Genomic DNA, 17,122 nt, shown 5'->3' with positions numbered 1-17,122 from the left:
CTGCGAATTGCCGTCATAATGTAGAACAACCATGCAATATCGTTTGATCATCACGTGAAGTGGTGACTGACATCACTGCTCAAGGAGGAGCCATGAGGTCTATGAATAAGCGCAACAAGGCAGTCGTTCTCGGTGTCACCTTCGCGGTCGCCGCGACGATGCTGGCCGGGTGTTCCGCGGGAGGCGCGGCCTCGTCGGCGGACAAGGCTCCTGCCAAGGACGCGGACAGCGCCCTGCGCGGCATGCTTCCCGCAGACATCAAGGAAGCCGGCGTGCTCAAGATCGGCACCGAGGCGTTCTACCCGCCCTTCGAGTACCTCGACGCAGACAACACCACCGTCATCGGCCTCGACATGGCACTGTTCCAGGCCATCGGAGACGAGCTCGGCCTCACAGTCGACATCACGAACATGGCCTTCGACGGACTGCTCCCCGCTCTCGACGCCAAGCGAATCGACGTCGTCGTCGCGGCCATGACCGACACCAAGGCGCGTCAGGCGAAGTACGACTTCGTCGATTACTTCCTGACCGGACAGGGCATCGTCGTCCCGGCCGGCAACCCCAAGAGCATCAAGGGCATCGAGGACATGTGCGGTCTGAAGGTCGCCGCCCTGGAGGCGTCCACCCAGGTCAGCCTGCTGGAGAAGTTCAACACCGAGGAGTGCGCCGACGACCCGATCGTTGTGACCGCACTCGCCACCGACGCCGACGCCATGCTGCAGGTGCGCAGCGGACGCGCCGACGCCTCCTTCTCCCAGGATGCCGTCGCCCGCTTCAACGCCCAGGCGGAGGGAGGCAGCGGCAAGTTTGAGATCGGCAACGACGAGCCTCTCCTGCCCGTTGTCATGGGGCCGATGTTCGCCAAGGAAGACTCCGACCTTCGGGACGCGGTCAAGGCGACCATCGAGAAGCTGATCGCCGACGGCACGTACAAGTCCATCCTCGACGAGCACGACCTGGGCTCCGGCGCGGTCACCGAGGTCACGGTCAACGGCGGCACCCTGTAATGAGCGGCCAGCCGGCTTCCACCGATGCCAAAACCCCGATCCGCGCCATCCCGGTACGGCACTGGGGACAGCAGATCTCGGGCGTCATCGTGGTCGCCGTGCTGGTTGCACTCCTCTACGCCGTCGCCACGAACGACAACCTCGACTGGTCTGTTGTCGGGGAGAACCTGTTCGGCCCGACCATCCTCAGCGGGCTCTGGGTCACCATTTCCCTGACCGTGCTCTCGATGATCATCGGAGTCGTCCTCGGAGTGGCGGTGGCAGTCATGCGCCTGTCGCCGAACCGAGTGCTGAACTCGGTGGCCGGGGGCTACATCTGGGCATTCCGCGGCACACCGGTGCTCGTGCAGCTGCTGCTCTGGTTCAACCTCGCCCTGTTCTTCCCGAGGCTCGGGATGGGCGAGCTCAGCCTCGACACGAACACGGTGATCACCGCGTTCGTGGCGGCGCTGCTCGGACTCGGCCTCAACGAGGGCGCCTACATGGCGGAGATCGTTCGCGGCGGCATCCTGTCGGTCGACCACGGCCAGAGCGAGGCCGCCATGGCGCTCGGGATGCGCCGCCGGTCAACCATGTTCAAGATCGTTCTGCCCCAGGCCATGCGGGTCATCATTCCGCCGATGGGCAACGAACTCATCACCATGCTGAAGATGACGTCGCTGGTCACGGTGATCGCTGCGCCGGACCTGTTGAACCGGGCGCAGACGATTTCCGCGCGCAACTTCTACATCTTCGAACTGCTCATCGTCGCCAGCATCTGGTACCTCGTCCTGACGACGATCTCGACGCTGATCCAGATGCAACTCGAGAAACGGTTCGCCCGCGGGGTCGCTGGCGCCGCGCCTCGCCGCCAGCGCGTACTGAGGAATCTCACGCCGGGACGGGTCACGTCGCCGGCGGCGGCACCCGGCGCCCAGCCCGTCGGCACGAAAGGTGGAGCAGCCTCATGACAACTGCAATGGTCACGGCGGAAAACGTCCACAAGTCATTCGGCCACGTTGAGGTGCTGAAGGGGATCGACCTCGAGGTTCGCACCGGCCAGGTCTTCTGCCTCCTCGGCCCCTCCGGCTCGGGCAAGTCCACCCTCCTGCGCTGCATCAACCACCTGGAGCGCATCGACGCGGGCCGGCTGTCCGTCGACGGCCAACTCGTCGGCTACCAGGAGCGCGCCGGCAAGCTGTATGAGCTGAACGAGAACCAGGTCGCCGACCAGCGGCGCGACATCGGCATGGTGTTCCAGCGCTTCAACCTCTTCGCCCACATGACCGCGCTGCAGAACGTGATGCTGGCTCCGGTCGACGTGCTGCGCGAGCAGAAGAAGGATTCCCGGGAGCGCGCCATGCAGCTGCTGGAGCGCGTGGGTCTCGCCGACCAGGCGCACAAGTTTCCGTCGCAGCTCTCCGGCGGCCAGCAGCAGCGCGTCGCGATCGCCCGTGCCCTCGCGATGAAGCCCAAGCTCATGTTGTTCGATGAGCCGACCAGCGCCCTCGACCCGGAACTGGTCGGCGAGGTGCTCGATGTCATGCGCGACCTGGCCGACAGCGGAATGACCATGATCGTAGTCACCCACGAGGTCGGCTTCGCCCGCGAGGTCGGCGACCACCTCGTCTTCATGGACGCCGGCGTCGTTGTCGAGCAGGGCGCCCCGAGGGACGTGCTCGGTAACCCGCAGCACCGCCGCACGCAGGCGTTCCTCTCGAAGGTCCTGTGACCGCCGTGCCGGAGCAGAAACCGCTCGCGATCTACACCGACAACGAGGACATCGACCCGACCCCGGGCATCCGTCTGCTCGAGGGACACGGCTTCGAGGTTCGATTCCTCGAGACCCTCGACCCGGATCGCATCCTCGCCGAGGCCCAGGGCGCCCAAGCCCTGCTCGTCGGGTATGCGCCGATTCCGGAACGCGTGATCGCGGGCCTGCCGGACCTGCGCATCATCTCGCTCGTCTCGATGGGTTTCGACCACATCGACCTCGACGCGGCGCGGGCAGCCGGCGTCTGGGTGACCAACCTGCCCGGCGTGGCCACCGAGGAGGTCGCGACGCACGCGCTCGGGCTCATCCTGGCGACGGCACGGGACCTGCCGTTCTTCGAGCGCGTCATCGGCGTGGACTGGAACGCGCGCCCGGCCGTGAGCCCTGCCCGCCTCAGCCAGAAGACGCTCGGGCTGATCGGGCTGGGCCGGATCGGCGCGAAGCTGGCCGAGTTCGCGTCTCCCCTGTTCGGCGCGATCGTCGGTTACGACCCGCACCTCGCGCGGAACCCGGAGGCCGCGGCGCGTCTGGCGTCGCTGGGCGTGCGGTTGGCGAGTTTCGACGAGGTGCTTGCCTCCGCCGACGTGCTCTCCCTGCACCTGCCGTTGACGCCGGAAACGAACCGGATCATCAATGCCGACTCGATCTCCAGGATGAAGCCCGGCAGCTACCTGGTCAACGTGAGCCGCGGGCAGCTGATCGACACGCCCGCCCTGGTTGAGGCGCTCGACAGCGGCCAGATCACCGCCGCCGGCCTGGACGTGCTGGACGTCGAGCCGGCGCCGGCCGATCACCCGCTCGTCACCCACGAGCGCACGATCGTCACGCCGCACGTCGGGTTCCTCTCCGACCACACGCTGGCGGAGTACATCCGCATCCAGGCGCAGAACGTCATCTCGCTGTTCGAGACGGGCGAGCCCGAGACGGCGCCGGTGGTTGACCCGCGCTGACGCGTGCCGCTGCCGCTGCCGCTGCCGCTGCCGCTGCCGCCCCATACTGGGAGACATGAACTCCGCATCGGGAGATACTGCCCCCGCGTTCCCTGGCCTCGTCCCCGAACTCCTGATCACCGATCTCGCCACGAGCCTGGATTTCTGGGTTGCTCTGTGCGGTTTCGAGATCCTCTACGACCGTCCGCAGGAGGGTTTCGCCTACCTTCAGTACGGAACGGCGCAGATCATGCTCGAGCAGATCGGAGTCGGTCGGAATTGGGTCGCCGACACCCTCGAAAGGCCCCTGGGCCGCGGCGTGAATTTCCAGGTCTCGGTGCCGGCGATCACGCCCCTGGTCGAACGCCTCGCGGCATCGGGCTGGCCGCTCTTCATGGCCCCCGAAGACAAGTGGTACCAGACCGGCAGCACCGAGGCCGGAGTGTCCCAGTTCCTGGTGCAGGACCCGGACGGGTACCTCATTCGCTTCACTTCGCGGCTCACTGTGCCGGTTCGCTGACTGTGCCGGTTCGCTCACTGTGCCGGTTCGCTGATCCGCCCGGATGGGCGCACCCTGCGTCGACCTGGCCAGTTCCGGTCGAGTTTGACCGGTACACCGGGCAAACTCGACCGGAAGTCTCAATCTCAGACCAAGCAGAGCGGGCAAGGGGCGCACGCGCTTTAATGAGGCCATGGCCGAAAACAAGACGCAGCCGACGGATTCCTCCGTCGAGAACTTCCTCGACGCGGCGACGCCCGCCCGCCGCCGCGAGGACGGCAAGGCCCTCGACGCGATCTTCCGCGAGGTGACGGGCGCCGACCCCGTCATGTGGGGTTCGTCGATTGTGGGCTACGGGAGCTATCGCTACGTGTCGCCCGCGAATCCCCGCACGCGCGGCGACTGGATGAAGACCGGATTCTCGCCGCGCAAGGCGCAACTGTCGATCTACGGGCTCAAAGACCTCCCCGAGGGCGCCGCGCTCCTTCCGCAGCTCGGCGCGTACACCGAGGGCGCGGGGTGCGTCTACGTGAAGACGCTCGACGACATCGACCTCGACGTGCTGCGTCGCCTCGTCGCGATCGCCTGGTCCCGCGGCGACGACCCCGCTTAGAAGTCCCAGTCCGAGTCTTCGGTGTTGACGGCCTTGCCGATGACGTACGAGGAGCCCGACCCGGAGAAGAAGTCGTGGTTCTCGTCGGCGTTCGGTGACAGGGCCGACAGGATCGCCGGGTTCACGTCGGTGACCGACTTCGGGAACATCGGCTCGTAGCCGAGGTTCATCAGCGCCTTGTTGGCGTTGTAGTGCAGGAACTTCTTGACGTCCTCGGTCAGGCCGACCTCGTCGTAGAGGTCCTGCGTGTACTGGATCTCGTTCTCGTAGAGCTCGAACATCAAGTTGAACGTGTAGTCCTTGATCTCGTCGCGGCGCTCCTGGGAGACCCGTTCGAGACCCTTCTGAAACTTGTAGCCGATGTAGTAGCCGTGCACCGCTTCATCCCGGATGATCAGGCGGATGAGGTCGGCCGTGTTGGTGAGCTTGGCGCGGCTCGACCAGTACATCGGCAGGTAGAAGCCCGAGTAGAAGAGGAACGACTCGAGCAGGGTCGAGGCGACCTTGCGCTTGAGGGGGTCGTCGCCCTGGTAGTACTCCATCACGATGGAGGCCTTCTTCTGCAGGTTCACGTTCTCGGTCGACCAGCGGAACGCTTCGTCGATCTCCTTTGTGGAAGCCAGCGTCGAGAAGATCGACGAGTAGCTCTTCGCGTGCACCGACTCCATGAACGCGATGTTCGTGTAGACGGCTTCCTCGTGCGGGGTGATCGCGTCGGGGATGAGCGAGACGGCGCCGACGGTGCCCTGGATCGTGTCGAGCAGGGTCAGGCCGGTGAACACGCGCATGGTCAGCTGCTGCTCGATCGGGGTGAGCGTGTTCCAGGACTGGACGTCGTTCGAGAGGGGGATCTTCTCGGGCAGCCAGAAGTTGTTGACGAGGCGGTTCCAGACCTCGACGTCCTTTTCGTCCTCGATCTTGTTCCAGTTGATCGCGTCAACGTGGGAGACCAGCTTGAGCTTGTCAATCATGGGTTTCTTCCTTCAGTGGTTCGTAAATCGAGCTTGTCGAGATCGGCATTCGTGGTCTCGACAAGCTCGACCACCGGTGCATCCGTTAAGGCTGCAGCCTTAAAGCATACAAGAGACGCAGCCGTCCACCTCGGTCCCTTCCAGCGCGAGCTGGCGGAGACGGATGTAGTAGATGGTCTTGATGCCCTTGCGCCAGGCGTAGATCTGCGCCTTGTTGATGTCGCGGGTGGTGGCAGTGTCCTTGAAGAACAGCGTCAGCGACAGGCCCTGGTCGACGTGCTGGGTGGCGGCCGCGTAGGTGTCGATGATCTTCTCTGCGCCGATCTCGTACGCGTCCTGGTAGTAGTCCAGGTTGTCGTTCGTGAGGAACGGCGCCGGGTAGTAGACGCGGCCGAGCTTGCCTTCCTTGCGGATCTCGATCTTCGAGGCGATCGGGTGGATCGACGAGGTCGAGTTGTTGATGTACGAGATGGACCCGGTCGGCGGCACGGCCTGCAGGTTCTGGTTGTAGATCCCGTGCTCCATGATCGACGCCTTCAGCTCGGCCCAGTCGGCCTGGGTCGGGATCGCAACGCCGGAGGTCTCGAACAGTTCGGAGACCCGCGGGGTCGCCGGCGTCCAGGCCTGGTCGGTGTACTTGTCGAAGAAGGCACCGGATGCGTAGGTCGAGTCTTCGAAACCGTCGAAGGCACGCCCGCGCTCGATGGCCAGCTTGTTCGAGGCACGCAGCGCGTGGAACACCACCGTGTAGAAGTAGATGTTGGTGAAGTCGATGCCCTCTTCGCTGCCGTAGAAGATGCGCTCACGGGCGAGGTAGCCGTGCAGGTTCATCTGGCCGAGGCCGATCGCGTGCGACTTGTCGTTGCCGTCTTCGATCGAACGGACCGAGGAGATGTGGCTCTGCTCCGACACCGAGTTGAGGCCGCGGATCGCGGTCTCGACCGTCTGGCCGAAGTCGGGCGAATCCATCGACAGGGCGATGTTCATCGACCCGAGGTTGCAGGAGATGTCCTTGCCGATCTTGTCGTACGACAGGTCCTCGTTGTAGGTCGTCGGGGTGGCGACCTGGAGGATCTCCGAGCACAGGTTCGACATGTTGATGCGGCCCTTGATCGGGTTCGCAGCGTTGACCGTGTCCTCGAACATGATGTACGGGTAGCCGGACTCGAACTGGATCTCCGCGAGCGTCTGGAAGAAGTCGCGGGCCTTCATCTTCGACTTCTTGATGCGCGGGTCGTCGACCATCTCGTGATACTTCTCGCTGACCGAGATGTCCGCGAACGGCACGCCGTAGACGCGCTCGACGTCGTAGGGCGAGAACAGGTACATGTCCTCGTCCTTCTTTGCGAGCTCGAAGGTGATGTCGGGCACGACAACGCCGAGGGAGAGCGTCTTGATGCGGATCTTCTCGTCGGCGTTCTCACGCTTGGTGTCGAGGAAGCGCATGATGTCGGGGTGGTGCGCGTGCAGGTAGACCGCGCCGGCACCCTGGCGGGCGCCGAGCTGGTTGGCATAGCTGAAGGAGTCTTCGAGCAGCTTCATCACGGGGATGATGCCGCTGGACTGGTTCTCGATCTGCTTGATCGGCGCTCCGGCCTCACGGATGTTCGTGAGGAGCAGCGCGACGCCACCGCCGCGCTTGGACAGCTGCAGCGAGGAGTTGATGGCGCGGGAGATCGACTCCATGTTGTCTTCGATGCGCAGCAGGAAGCAGGAAACGAGTTCACCGCGCTGCGCCTTGCCCGAGTTGAGGAAGGTCGGGGTGGCCGGCTGGAACCGCCCGGCGATGATCTCCTCGACGAGGGACACCGCGAGCTTCTCGTCGCCCTGGGCGAGGCCGAGGGATGTCATCACGACGCGGTCCTCGAAGCGCTCGAGGTAACGCTTGCCGTCGAAGGTCTTCAGCGTGTACGAGGTGTAGTACTTGAACGCACCGAGGAAGGTCTGGAAGCGGAACTTCTTCGAGTAGGCCAGGTCGTTGAGCTTCGTGATGAACTCGAACGTGTACATGTCGAGCACGGCCTGTTCGTAGTACTCCTTCTCGACCAGGTAGTCGAGGCGTTCGCGCAGGCTGTGGAAGAAAACCGTGTTCTGGTTGACGTGCTGCAGGAAGTACTCCCGCGCCGCTTCACGGTCCTTCTCGAACTGGATTTCCCCGTTCGGGCCGTACAGGTTGAGCATGGCATTGAGGGAGTGGTAATCCATCTCCGCGCCGACAGACGGGGAGAGCTGCGACTTCACGGCTGTTGCTTCCAAAATGATTCCAATCCTTCGTGGACGATGCGCACATCATCCGGCGTTCCGAATACTTCAAATCGATACAGGTGGGGCACCTGGCACTTCTCGGCGATGATGTCCCCGGCGAGGCAGTACGCCTCGCCGAAATTCGTGTTGCCGGCGCTGATGACGCCGCGGATCAGCGAGCGGTTCTTCTCATCATTGAGAAACCGGATCACCTGTTTGGGGACTGCTCCCCCCTGGCCGCCCCCGCCGTAGGTCGGGATGCAGAGCACATAGGGTTCGTCGACCTTCAGCGGCTCGTCCCTGGCATAGAGAGGGATGCGTGCCGCGGGAAGGCCGAGCTTCTCCACGAACCGGCGAGTGTTGCCGGACGTGCTGGAGAAATAGACGAGCTCAGTCATTGGGCACCCCCTCGGTGGTCGGGAGCTGGTCGGACGGACGTGTAGAAACTACGCGATGCGTGCTGCCAGCTCGTTGATCTTGTCCGGGCGGAAACCGGACCAGTGGTCCTCGTCGGTGATGACGACGGGGGCCTGCAGGTAGCCCAGGGCCTTGACCGCTTCGAGTGCCTTCTCGTCGACCGACAGGTCGAAGATCTCGTACTCGATGCCCTTGTTGTCCAGGGCACGGTATGTCGCCGTGCACTGCACGCAGGAAGGCTTGGTGTAGACCGTAATTGCCATCGCTGGGGCCTCTCTCATTGCTCACAAGGTGTGGATTTGGGTGTTCGGCATATGCGCCGAACCGATGCTTCAATACTACATCTAGTGATTGTGTCCGGGCACGGCCACTACATGCAGTAATTACAATTATGTGGTTATCCACCGACATTCCACCGGTTCTACACAGCCTCGCCCGGCCCGGTTGAGCCATTTTCCGCGGTGCCGCAGGGAGTTATCCACAGGCCCGAAAGGGGGTGGCCTGTTTGCCTGTGGAATTCACGGCGGCGTGTCGCGGCGGCATGCAAAAGGCCCCGGCATCCGAAGACGACCGGGGCCCAGCGCTCAACGGATGCCGCGCGTCAGTGGCCGCCCGCCCGTCGCTTGTTGTACACGTCGAAGGCGACCGCGAGGAGGAGCACCAGGCCCTTGACGGCCTGCTGCCATTCGATGCCGATGCCGAGGATCGACATGCCGTTGTTCAGCACACCGATGATCAGGCCACCGATGATGGCCCCGCCGATGGTGCCGACGCCGCCGGTGACGGCGGCCCCGCCGATGAACGCGGCCGAAATGGCCTCCAGTTCGAAGCCGTCACCGGCCTTCGGGCCGGCCAGGTTCAACCGCGCCGTGAAGATCAGGCCGGCCAGGGCGGCCAGGGTCCCCATGTTCACGAACAGGTAGAAGTCGACCTTGCGAGTCTTGATGCCGGACAGCTCCGCCGCGTGACGGTTGCCGCCGATGGCGTAGATGTGGCGGCCGAAGACCGTGCGCGTCATCACCGTGCCGTAGACCATGACCAGCACGGCCAGCACGATCAGGGTCACCGGTACACCCTTGTACGCGGCCAGGGCGTACGCGAAGAAGCCGATGGCCAGCGTGATGAGCGCAAGCTTGACGATGAACCAGGCCAGCGGCTCGACCTCCTGGCTGTACTTCTGACGGCCGATTCGCGTGCGAACCTGCTGTGTGATGAGGGCGAGGATGGCCAGCGCGGCGATGCCGAGGGTGAGCGGATCAAGCTCGTATTCGCCGAACAGGTCGGTGAGGAATCCGTTTCCGAGTGCCCGGTATTCGCTCGGGAACGACCCGATGTTCGAGTTGCCCAGCACGACGAGGGCGAGTCCGCGGAAGATGAGCATGCCGGCCAGGGTCACGATGAATGCGGGAATGCCCACGTACGCGATCCAGAACCCCTGCCACACGCCGACCAGGGCGCCGATGCCGAGCGAGAGGATGATCGACAGCCACCACGGCAGACCCCAGTGCACCGCGAAGACACCCGAGCAGGCACCCACGAAGGCGGCAACGGAACCGACCGAGAGGTCGATGTGGCCCGCGATGATCACCATGACCATGCCGACGGCGAGCACGAGGATGTACCCGTTCTGCACGATCAGGTTGGAGATGTTCTGCGGCCGAAGCAGAATGCCGTCGGTCAGGAAGGCGAACAGCAGCACTACCAGGATCAGGGCGATGAAGATGCCGTTCTTGCCCAGGTCGGCGATGACGTGGGTCAGCCGCGAGGCCGCCCGTGCAACGGCCGGCTTGGTGTCCGCTGCCGGCTTGGTGTCGAGATCACTCATTGTTTCTCCTCTTCCGCAGCGCCGACGCTAGCGGGCCTTTTCCATGGTCATGTGCTTGATGAGGGTCTCCGGGGTGGCTTCCTTGATCGGGAACTCCCCCGTGATCCGGCCCTCGGAAATCGTGTAGATCCGGTCGCTGATGCCGAGCAGTTCCGGCAGCTCGGACGAGATGACGATGACGCCCTTGCCCTGGGCGGCGAGCTTGTTGATGATCGTGTAGATCTCGTACTTCGCGCCGACGTCGATCCCTCGGGTGGGCTCGTCGAGGATCAGGACATCCGGGTCGGAATAGATCCACTTGGAGAGAACGACCTTCTGCTGGTTGCCGCCGGAGAGCTTGCCGGTCTTGACGAGCACGTTCGGGGCCTTGATGTTCATGCTCGTGCGGTACTCGTTGGCCACCCGGTATTCCTCGTTGTCGTTCACGAGGCCCGCTTTCTCGAGCTTCTTCAGCGACGCCATCGAGATGTTCCGCTTGATGTCTTCGATGAGGTTCAGGCCGTAGGTCTTGCGGTCCTCGGTGGCGTACGCGATGCCGTTGTCGATGGCTTCGGACACCGTCCGCGTTTTGATCTCCTTGCCGTGCTTGAACACCCGGCCGGTGATCTTGCTGCCGTAGGACTGGCCGAACAGGCTCATGGCGAACTCGGTGCGCCCCGCCCCCATCAGCCCGGCGATTCCCACGATTTCCCCGGCGCGCACGTTGAGGTTCACCGCATCGACGACCAGGCGCGAGGTATCCTGGGGGTGGTATGCCGTCCAGTCCTCGACGCGGAGGATCTCCTCGCCGATGTGCGGCGTGTGGTCGGGGTAGCGGTGCTCGAGGTCGCGGCCGACCATGTCCTTGATGATGCGTTCTTCCGTGACGTCGGTCTTGGCAATCGTCTCGATGGCCTTCCCGTCTCGAATGATCGTGACCGCGTCGGAGACCTTCTTGATCTCGTTGAGCTTGTGGCTGATGATGATCGACGTGATTCCCTGGCCCTTGAGGTGCAGGATCAGGTCCAGCAGGTGGTCGGAGTCCTCGTCGTTGAGGGCCGCCGTCGGCTCGTCCAGGATGAGGAGCTTGACCCGCTTGGACAGGGCCTTGGCGATCTCGACGAGCTGCTGCTTGCCGACGCCGATGTCCATGATCCGGGTGGTCGGGTTCTCCCGCAGGCCCACCCGGGCGAGCAGCGTGGCAGCCTCGTGATTGGTCTTGTCCCAATCGATGAGGCCCAGCGCGCCCTTCTGTTCGTTGTTGAGAAAGATGTTCTCCGCGATGGAGAGGTAGGGGCTGAGTGCCAGCTCCTGGTGAATGATGACGATTCCCTTGGCCTCCGAGTCCCGGATGTCCTTGAACTGGACCACCTCGTCTTCGAAGACGATGTCGCCGTCGTAGGTACCGTGCGGGTACACACCGCTGAGCACCTTCATCAGCGTCGACTTGCCGGCCCCGTTTTCCCCGCAGATGGCGTGGACCTCGCCGCGTGCGACGTCCAGCGTCACCGTCGACAGCGCCTTCACTCCCGGGAAGGTCTTTGTGATGCTGCGCATCTCAAGGATGTTGGTGGTCACGTCAGTACCTTCTTCATTCGCCGTTCTGCTTCCTTGCCTGGTCGTGCCGTCCGGCCGGTGGGTGATGCAAAACTACTCCCCCACCGGCCGGAATGCACTCGACTACTCCGAGCGATCCGAAGTTGTTAGCCGTTGATTTCCTTCTCGGTCCAGTAGCCGGAATCAACCAGGACCTTGTTGACGTTGTCCTTCACCACGATCTGCGAGTCGAGCAGGTACGAGTCGACGACCTTCTTGCCGTTGTCGTAGTCCTTGGTGTTGTTGACCTCGGGCTTGTCGCCCTTCAGCAGTGCAACAGCCATGTCCACGGCCACGGAAGCGAGCTTGCGCGTGTCCTTGAAGATGGTGCTGTACTGCTCGCCGCCGTTGATGGCCTTGACCGAGTCGAGCTCGGCGTCCTGGCCCGAGATGATCGGCCATTCGGCTCCGGTCGAGTATCCCGCGCCCTCGAGTGCGGAGATGATACCGCGCGAGATGCCGTCATAGGGCGACAGCACCGCGTTGACCTTGGAACCGTCGGAGTACGTGGAGGTCAGGATGTCCTCCATGCGGCTCTGCGCGGTTTCGCCGTCCCAGCGGAGCGTGGCAACCTGTTCGATCTTGGTCTGCTTGCTCTTCACGACGAGGGTCTTGTCGTCGATCAGCGGCTGGAGCATGTCCATGGCGCCGTCGAAGAAGAAGAAGGCGTTGTTGTCATCCAGCGAGCCGGCGAACAGCTCGATGTTGAACGGGCCCTTGGGAGCGTCGGCGGCAGCCTTGCCCTCGAGGTCGGTGAGGCCAAGTCCGTTCAGCAGCGAGGTTGCCTGCTGCTGGCCGACCTTGAAGTTGTCGAACGACGCGTAGTAGTTGACGTTCTCGGTGTCGCGGATGAGGCGGTCGTACGCGATGACGGGGATGTCCGCATCCGCGGCATCCTGCAGCACGCTCGTGAGCGTGGTGCCGTCGATCGAGGCGATGATCAGGGCTTCCGCGCCCTTGGTGATCATGTTCTCGATCTGCGAGACCTGAGTGGGGATGTCGTCCTCCGCGTACTGGAGGTCGACCTTGAAGCCCTGTTCTTCGAGCTGGCTCTTGACGGCGTTGCCGTCAGCGATCCACCGCTCGGAGCTCTTGGTCGGCATCGCGACGCCGATGAGACCGCCGTCGCCCTCGCCGGAGCCTCCGTCGGTCCCGGGGGAGCAGGCAGCCAGCGAGACAACCATGGCGCCAGCGGCCACGATTGCGAAGAGTGCTTTCTTCTTCACTGTGTTTCCTTTCGTTTTTTATTTGATCGACATTGATGTCAAATGTGCGTGAGGTGGTGCGGGAGGTGGGATTACAGGCCTTGTGCCAGTCGGTAGTAGGCCTGGTTCCAACGCACCTCGCGCGTGAAATCGCGCAGGGTGGTGGCTTTATCGATCACGAGAAGCTCGGTGCGAGCGATCTCGGCGAAATCGTGGAACACCTCGATGCCGACGGCGGTCGACATGACGGTGTGGTGGGCCGCGCCGGCGGTGAGCCAGGCGGCGGCGGATGTCTGGAAGTCGGGCTCCGGGCGCCAGACCGCACGGCCGACCGGGAGGTTCGGCAGCGCCTCGGTCGGTTCGACGACCTCGACGACGTTGGCCACGAGCCGGAACCGGTCGCGCATGTCGGACATGGCCACGACCACGGCGGGTCCCGGGTCGGCGTTGAAGACCAGGCGGACCGGGTCCTCCTTGCCGCCGATGCCGAGCGGGTGGATCTCCAGGCTGGCCCGCGAGGTGGTCAGCGACGGGCTGACCTCGAGCATGTGTGCGCCGAGGATGAGCTCGGAATCCGGGGTGAGGTCGTAGGTGTAGTCCTCCATCAGGCTGGCGCCGCCGGGCAGGCCGGAGCCCATCACGTTGGCGACGCGCACGAGAATGGCGGTCTTCCAGTCGCCTTCCGCACCGAACCCGTAGCCCTGCGCCATCAGGCGCTGCACGGCCAGGCCGGGCAGCTGGCGGAGGGCGCCGAGGTCTTCAAAGTTCGTGGTGAAGGCGCTGAATCCGCCGGCCTCGAGGAAGGACTTGAGGCCCAGTTCGATCGCGGCGCCGTAGCGCAGGGAGTCGTGCCGGCCGCCGCCGCTGCGGAGCTCGGGGACGACGTCGTAGAGGTCCTCGTACTCGGCGACGAGGGCGTCGATGTCGGCGTCGGAGGCGGAGTGCACGGCCTCGGCAAGCTCGTTGACCGGCCAGGTGTTCACCTGCACGCCGAACCGCAGTTCGGCCTCGGTTTTGTCGCCCTCGGTGACCGCGACGTAGCGCATGTTGTCGCCGAACCGGGCAAGCTTCATCGTGCGGGATGCCGCCCAGCCGGCGGCCGCGCGGGTCCAGGTGCCGATGCTCGCGCTGACGACCGGGTTGGACACGTGGCCGACCACGGTCTTGCGCGCGACACCCAGCCGGGTCTGGATGTAGCCGAACTCGCGGTCGCCGTGCGCGGCCTGGTTCAGGTTCATGAAGTCGAAGTCGATCTCCGCCCACGGCAGCTCGACGTTGGCCTGCGTGTGCAGGTGCAGCAGCGGCTTCCGCAGGGCGTCGAGCCCGGCGATCCACATCTTCGCGGGCGAGAAGGTGTGCATCCAGGCGATGAGCCCGATGACGTGGTCGGACGCGTTGGCGTCGAGCGCGGCGCGGCGGATCGACTCGGAGTCCTTGAGCACGGGCTTCCAGACGACCTTCACCGGGATGTCACTGCTCGCGCCGAGGGCTGCGGCGATGGCCTGGGACTGATCGGCCACCTGGCGCAGGGTCTCCTCGCCGTAGAGGTTCTGGCTGCCGGTGAGGAACCAGACCTCGTAGTGGTCCAGGGTGGTGGAGAGTTCTGGCATTAGAGAATCGCTCCCTGCGGTGCTTGTCCGTAGACGTTCTGGTATCGGTCGAAGAGGGTGTCGATGGCGGCCTGCGGGAGCGGGATGAGTTCCCCGGCCTGGCGGGCGATGTGCACCGTGCGGGCGACATCCTCGACCATCACGGCGGCCTTGACGGCGTCCCTGGCGTCCTTGCCGATCGTGAACGGGCCGTGGTTCTGCATCAGGACCGCGCGGGAGCGGTGGCCGGTGAGGATTCCGACGATCCCGCGGCCGATCGAGTCGTCGCCGATGATCGCGAACGGGCCCACCGGGATGTCCCCGCCGAACTCGTCGGCCATGGCCGTGATCACGCACGGGATCGACTCGCCGCGGGCGGCCCAGGCGGTCGCGTAGGTGGAGTGCGTGTGCACGACACCACCGACATCCGCCATATTCCGGTAGACGTATGCGTGCGCGGCGGTGTCGCTGGATGGCGATCGTTCGGCGCCGGGAGTGTCCGGGATGACGACTCCATCCAGGCCGCAGAGGATCATGTTCTCGGGCGCGAGATCGGCGTAGTCGACGCCGCTCGGCTTGATCACGAACAGGTCTGCGCCCGGCACGCGACCGGAGACGTTGCCGCCGGTCGAGACGACCAGCCCGTAGCGGGTGAGTTCGGAGTGCAGGCGGGCGACGTCCGCGCGCACGCGGGCGATCGCCACCTCGATCTGCGGGCCGTAGGTGCTCATACCGATGCCTCCGCCGTCGTGGCGGCCTCGCGCTTGAGCGCCTTGAGCCGGTGCATGACGTTGTTCGTGCCGCGCCCGAAGTAGTCGTGCAGCAGCGAGTATTCGGCGAACAGCTTGTCGTAGGCCAGGGAGGATTCTTCGTTCGGGGTGTAGACGTTCTTGTTGAGCTTGCCCATCGCCTGGCCGGCGGCGCGCACATCCGGGTACGCACCGGCCGCGGCGGCGGCGTGGATTGCCGAGCCGAGCGCGGGGCCCTGTTCGCTGGCGATGGTCGAGATCGGCAGGCGCAGGATGTCGCTGTAGGTCTGCATCAGGAACGCGTTCTTCAGCAGCCCGCCGGCGACGATGAACTCGGTCACGGGCACGGCGCTCGCGTTGAAGGTCTCGACGATCACGCGGGTGCCGAACGCGGTGGCCTCGAGCAGGGCCCGGTAGATTTCCTCGGTCCGCGTGGTCAGCGTCGTGCCGATGACCAGGCCGGAGAGTTCGTGGTCGACGAGCACCGAACGGTTGCCGCTGTGCCAGTCGAGGGCGACCAGGCCGTGGCCGCCGATGGGCTGGTCCTTGATCAGTTCGGTGAGGTACTGGTGCACGCTCAGGCCCGCTGCCGCGGCTTCGGTGAAGTACCGGGCCGGGACCTGGTTGCCCACGTACCAGGCGAAGATGTCGCCCACGCCGGACTGACCGGCCTCGTAGCCGTAGAGGCCCGAGACGATGCCGCCGTCGACGACGCCGCACATGCCGGGCACCTCGGTGAGGTGGTCGGAGTTCATGACGTGGCAGGTCGACGTGCCCATGATGGCGACCATCTGGCCGGGTTCGACGGCCTGCGCGGCCGGGCCGGTGACGTGCGCGTCGACGTTGCCGACCGCGACGGCAATTCCCGCCGGCAGCCCCGTCCAGGCGGCCGCCTCCGCCGAGAGCGTGCCGGCGGCATCGCCGAGCTGGCCGACCTCATGCGCGACCTTGTCGTTGGCGAACCGGGCGAAGTCCGGGTTCAGCGCGCCGAGGAAGTCCTCGCTGGGGTAGGCGCCGTCCTGCAGGATGCCCTTGTAGCCGGCGGTGCAGGCGTTGCGCACGTAGGTGCCGGTCAGCTGCCAGACGATCCAGTCGGCGGCTTCGACCCAGTGGTCCATCCGGTTGTACAGCTCGGGATCTTCTTCGAGGAGCTCGAGGCCCTTGGCGAATTCCCACTCGCTGGAGATGAGGCCGCCGTAGCGCGGCAGCCAGCCCTCGCCGCGCAGGGCCGCGAGGTCGTTGATCCGGTCGGCCTGCGACTGCGCCGAGTGGTGCTTCCACAGCTTGACGTAGGCGTGCGGACGGCCGGCGTACTCCGGCAGCTCGCAGAGCGGGGTGCCGTCGGCGAGCACCGGCACCATGGTGCAGGCGGTGAAGTCGGTGCCGATGCCGATGACCCGGGCGGGGTCGATTCCGGCGTTGGCCACCGCGGCGGGCACGGCGGTCTTGAGCACGTCGACGTAGTCCTGGGGCACCTGCAGCGCCCACTCGGGCGGGAGCGCGGCGCCCGTGGCGGCGAGGGTCGTGTCCATGACCGCGTGCGCATAATCGAGCGTGGCGGAGCCCAGTTCGGCTCCGTCGGAGACCCGCACCACGACCGCGCGCCCGGACAGAGTTCCGTAGTCGACCCCCAGGACGTACGACTCGTCGCTGTGCGACTCTTCGCGTGCTGACGAAACAGCGTCTGGCTGCGCGACGGTCGTGCTCACGAATCGACTCCCTTGTCTGAGGTGCCGCTGATGCGGC

16 protein-coding genes are annotated in these 17,122 nt (G+C 64.9%); 6 read left to right on the top strand and 10 right to left on the bottom strand.

The annotated features are described in order from the left end of the window. Positions 1-92: 92 nt before the first annotated feature. The 6 genes from BLQ39_RS13320 (at position 93) to BLQ39_RS13295 (ending at position 4,801) form a co-directional block, all read left to right on the top strand. Entirely contained in the window at positions 93-1,007 is a 915-nt protein-coding gene (locus BLQ39_RS13320; RefSeq protein ID WP_092324642.1) for an ABC transporter substrate-binding protein, read from the top strand. Beyond that, positions 1,007-1,957 carry an amino acid ABC transporter permease gene (locus tag BLQ39_RS13315; protein WP_092324640.1) on the top strand — a complete coding sequence of 317 codons (951 nt, stop codon included), beginning with the start codon at positions 1,007-1,009 and terminating at the stop codon, positions 1,955-1,957. Before BLQ39_RS13320 ends, BLQ39_RS13315 begins: the two co-directional genes overlap by 1 nt. Continuing rightward, positions 1,954-2,718 carry an amino acid ABC transporter ATP-binding protein gene (locus BLQ39_RS13310; RefSeq protein WP_092324639.1) on the top strand — a complete coding sequence of 255 codons (765 nt, stop codon included), beginning with the start codon at positions 1,954-1,956 and terminating at the stop codon, positions 2,716-2,718. The genes BLQ39_RS13315 and BLQ39_RS13310 overlap by 4 nt, the downstream gene beginning before the upstream one ends. Then, positions 2,715-3,710: a C-terminal binding protein gene (locus BLQ39_RS13305; protein ID WP_241986985.1), complete on the top strand. Its 996-nt coding sequence runs from the start codon at positions 2,715-2,717 to the stop codon at positions 3,708-3,710. Before BLQ39_RS13310 ends, BLQ39_RS13305 begins: the two co-directional genes overlap by 4 nt. Positions 3,711-3,765: 55 nt before the next feature. After that, positions 3,766-4,209 carry a bleomycin resistance protein gene (locus tag BLQ39_RS13300; protein ID WP_092324637.1) on the top strand — a complete coding sequence of 148 codons (444 nt, stop codon included), beginning with the start codon at positions 3,766-3,768 and terminating at the stop codon, positions 4,207-4,209. A gap of 172 nt (positions 4,210-4,381) precedes the next feature. Further along, entirely contained in the window at positions 4,382-4,801 is a 420-nt protein-coding gene (locus BLQ39_RS13295; protein ID WP_092324635.1) for a DUF1801 domain-containing protein, read from the top strand. Here the strand turns inward: BLQ39_RS13295 and nrdF are convergent. The 10 genes from nrdF to araB all read right to left on the bottom strand — a co-directional run bounded on the left by nrdF (position 4,798) and on the right by araB (position 17,085). Beyond that, positions 4,798-5,772, bottom strand: coding sequence for a class 1b ribonucleoside-diphosphate reductase subunit beta (gene nrdF / locus BLQ39_RS13290; protein WP_092324634.1), 975 nt, complete (start codon positions 5,770-5,772; stop codon positions 4,798-4,800). The genes BLQ39_RS13295 and nrdF overlap by 4 nt on opposite strands. A 99-nt stretch (positions 5,773-5,871) precedes the next feature. Further along, positions 5,872-7,977: a class 1b ribonucleoside-diphosphate reductase subunit alpha gene (gene nrdE, locus BLQ39_RS13285; protein ID WP_092324662.1), complete on the bottom strand. Its 2,106-nt coding sequence runs from the start codon at positions 7,975-7,977 to the stop codon at positions 5,872-5,874. A gap of 32 nt (positions 7,978-8,009) precedes the next feature. After that, entirely contained in the window at positions 8,010-8,414 is a 405-nt protein-coding gene (nrdI, locus tag BLQ39_RS13280; protein WP_092324632.1) for a class Ib ribonucleoside-diphosphate reductase assembly flavoprotein NrdI, read from the bottom strand. 48 nt (positions 8,415-8,462) lie between these two features. Next, entirely contained in the window at positions 8,463-8,696 is a 234-nt protein-coding gene (gene nrdH, locus BLQ39_RS13275) for a glutaredoxin-like protein NrdH (protein ID WP_092324631.1), read from the bottom strand. Between the two features lie 338 nt (positions 8,697-9,034). Next, positions 9,035-10,258, bottom strand: a complete 1,224-nt coding sequence (gene mmsB, locus BLQ39_RS13270; RefSeq protein WP_092324629.1) for a multiple monosaccharide ABC transporter permease — start codon at positions 10,256-10,258, stop codon at positions 9,035-9,037. A 27-nt stretch (positions 10,259-10,285) separates the two neighbouring features. After that, positions 10,286-11,815, bottom strand: coding sequence for a multiple monosaccharide ABC transporter ATP-binding protein (gene mmsA, locus BLQ39_RS13265; RefSeq protein ID WP_092324628.1), 1,530 nt, complete (start codon positions 11,813-11,815; stop codon positions 10,286-10,288). A 125-nt stretch (positions 11,816-11,940) separates the two neighbouring features. After that, entirely contained in the window at positions 11,941-13,017 is a 1,077-nt protein-coding gene (chvE, locus tag BLQ39_RS13260) for a multiple monosaccharide ABC transporter substrate-binding protein (protein ID WP_092324661.1), read from the bottom strand. A 113-nt stretch (positions 13,018-13,130) separates the two neighbouring features. Further along, the gene (gene araA, locus BLQ39_RS13255) at positions 13,131-14,648 is read right to left on the bottom strand and encodes an L-arabinose isomerase (protein ID WP_092324626.1); all 1,518 of its coding nucleotides are present in this window, start codon (positions 14,646-14,648) and stop codon (positions 13,131-13,133) included. Continuing rightward, on the bottom strand, positions 14,648-15,358 hold the full coding sequence (locus BLQ39_RS13250; protein ID WP_092324625.1) for an L-ribulose-5-phosphate 4-epimerase: 711 nt from the start codon (positions 15,356-15,358) through the stop codon (positions 14,648-14,650). Before BLQ39_RS13250 ends, araA begins: the two co-directional genes overlap by 1 nt. Continuing rightward, entirely contained in the window at positions 15,355-17,085 is a 1,731-nt protein-coding gene (araB, locus tag BLQ39_RS13245) for a ribulokinase (RefSeq protein WP_092324623.1), read from the bottom strand. Before araB ends, BLQ39_RS13250 begins: the two co-directional genes overlap by 4 nt. Positions 17,086-17,122 lie beyond the last annotated feature (37 nt).

The sequence above is a fragment of the Cryobacterium psychrotolerans genome (genome assembly GCF_900101115.1).
Taxonomy (GTDB): domain Bacteria; phylum Actinomycetota; class Actinomycetes; order Actinomycetales; family Microbacteriaceae; genus Cryobacterium; species Cryobacterium psychrotolerans.
The sequence above is the reverse complement of the archived record's forward strand: the minus strand, read 5'-3'. Positions and strand labels throughout refer to the sequence as shown.

Coding starts and splice junctions, on each gene's coding strand:
- BLQ39_RS13320 (WP_092324642.1), top strand. CDS start 93: ATGAGGTCTATGAATAAGCGCAACAAGGCAGTCGTTCTCGGTGTCACC.
- BLQ39_RS13315 (WP_092324640.1), top strand. CDS start 1,007: ATGAGCGGCCAGCCGGCTTCCACCGATGCCAAAACCCCGATCCGCGCC.
- BLQ39_RS13310 (WP_092324639.1), top strand. CDS start 1,954: ATGACAACTGCAATGGTCACGGCGGAAAACGTCCACAAGTCATTCGGC.
- BLQ39_RS13300 (WP_092324637.1), top strand. CDS start 3,766: ATGAACTCCGCATCGGGAGATACTGCCCCCGCGTTCCCTGGCCTCGTC.
- BLQ39_RS13295 (WP_092324635.1), top strand. CDS start 4,382: ATGGCCGAAAACAAGACGCAGCCGACGGATTCCTCCGTCGAGAACTTC.
- nrdF (WP_092324634.1), bottom strand. CDS start 5,772: ATGATTGACAAGCTCAAGCTGGTCTCCCACGTTGACGCGATCAACTGG.
- nrdE (WP_092324662.1), bottom strand. CDS start 7,977: ATGGATTACCACTCCCTCAATGCCATGCTCAACCTGTACGGCCCGAAC.
- nrdI (WP_092324632.1), bottom strand. CDS start 8,414: ATGACTGAGCTCGTCTATTTCTCCAGCACGTCCGGCAACACTCGCCGG.
- nrdH (WP_092324631.1), bottom strand. CDS start 8,696: ATGGCAATTACGGTCTACACCAAGCCTTCCTGCGTGCAGTGCACGGCG.
- mmsB (WP_092324629.1), bottom strand. CDS start 10,258: ATGAGTGATCTCGACACCAAGCCGGCAGCGGACACCAAGCCGGCCGTT.
- chvE (WP_092324661.1), bottom strand. CDS start 13,017: ATGGTTGTCTCGCTGGCTGCCTGCTCCCCCGGGACCGACGGAGGCTCC.
- araA (WP_092324626.1), bottom strand. CDS start 14,648: ATGCCAGAACTCTCCACCACCCTGGACCACTACGAGGTCTGGTTCCTC.
- BLQ39_RS13250 (WP_092324625.1), bottom strand. CDS start 15,358: ATGAGCACCTACGGCCCGCAGATCGAGGTGGCGATCGCCCGCGTGCGC.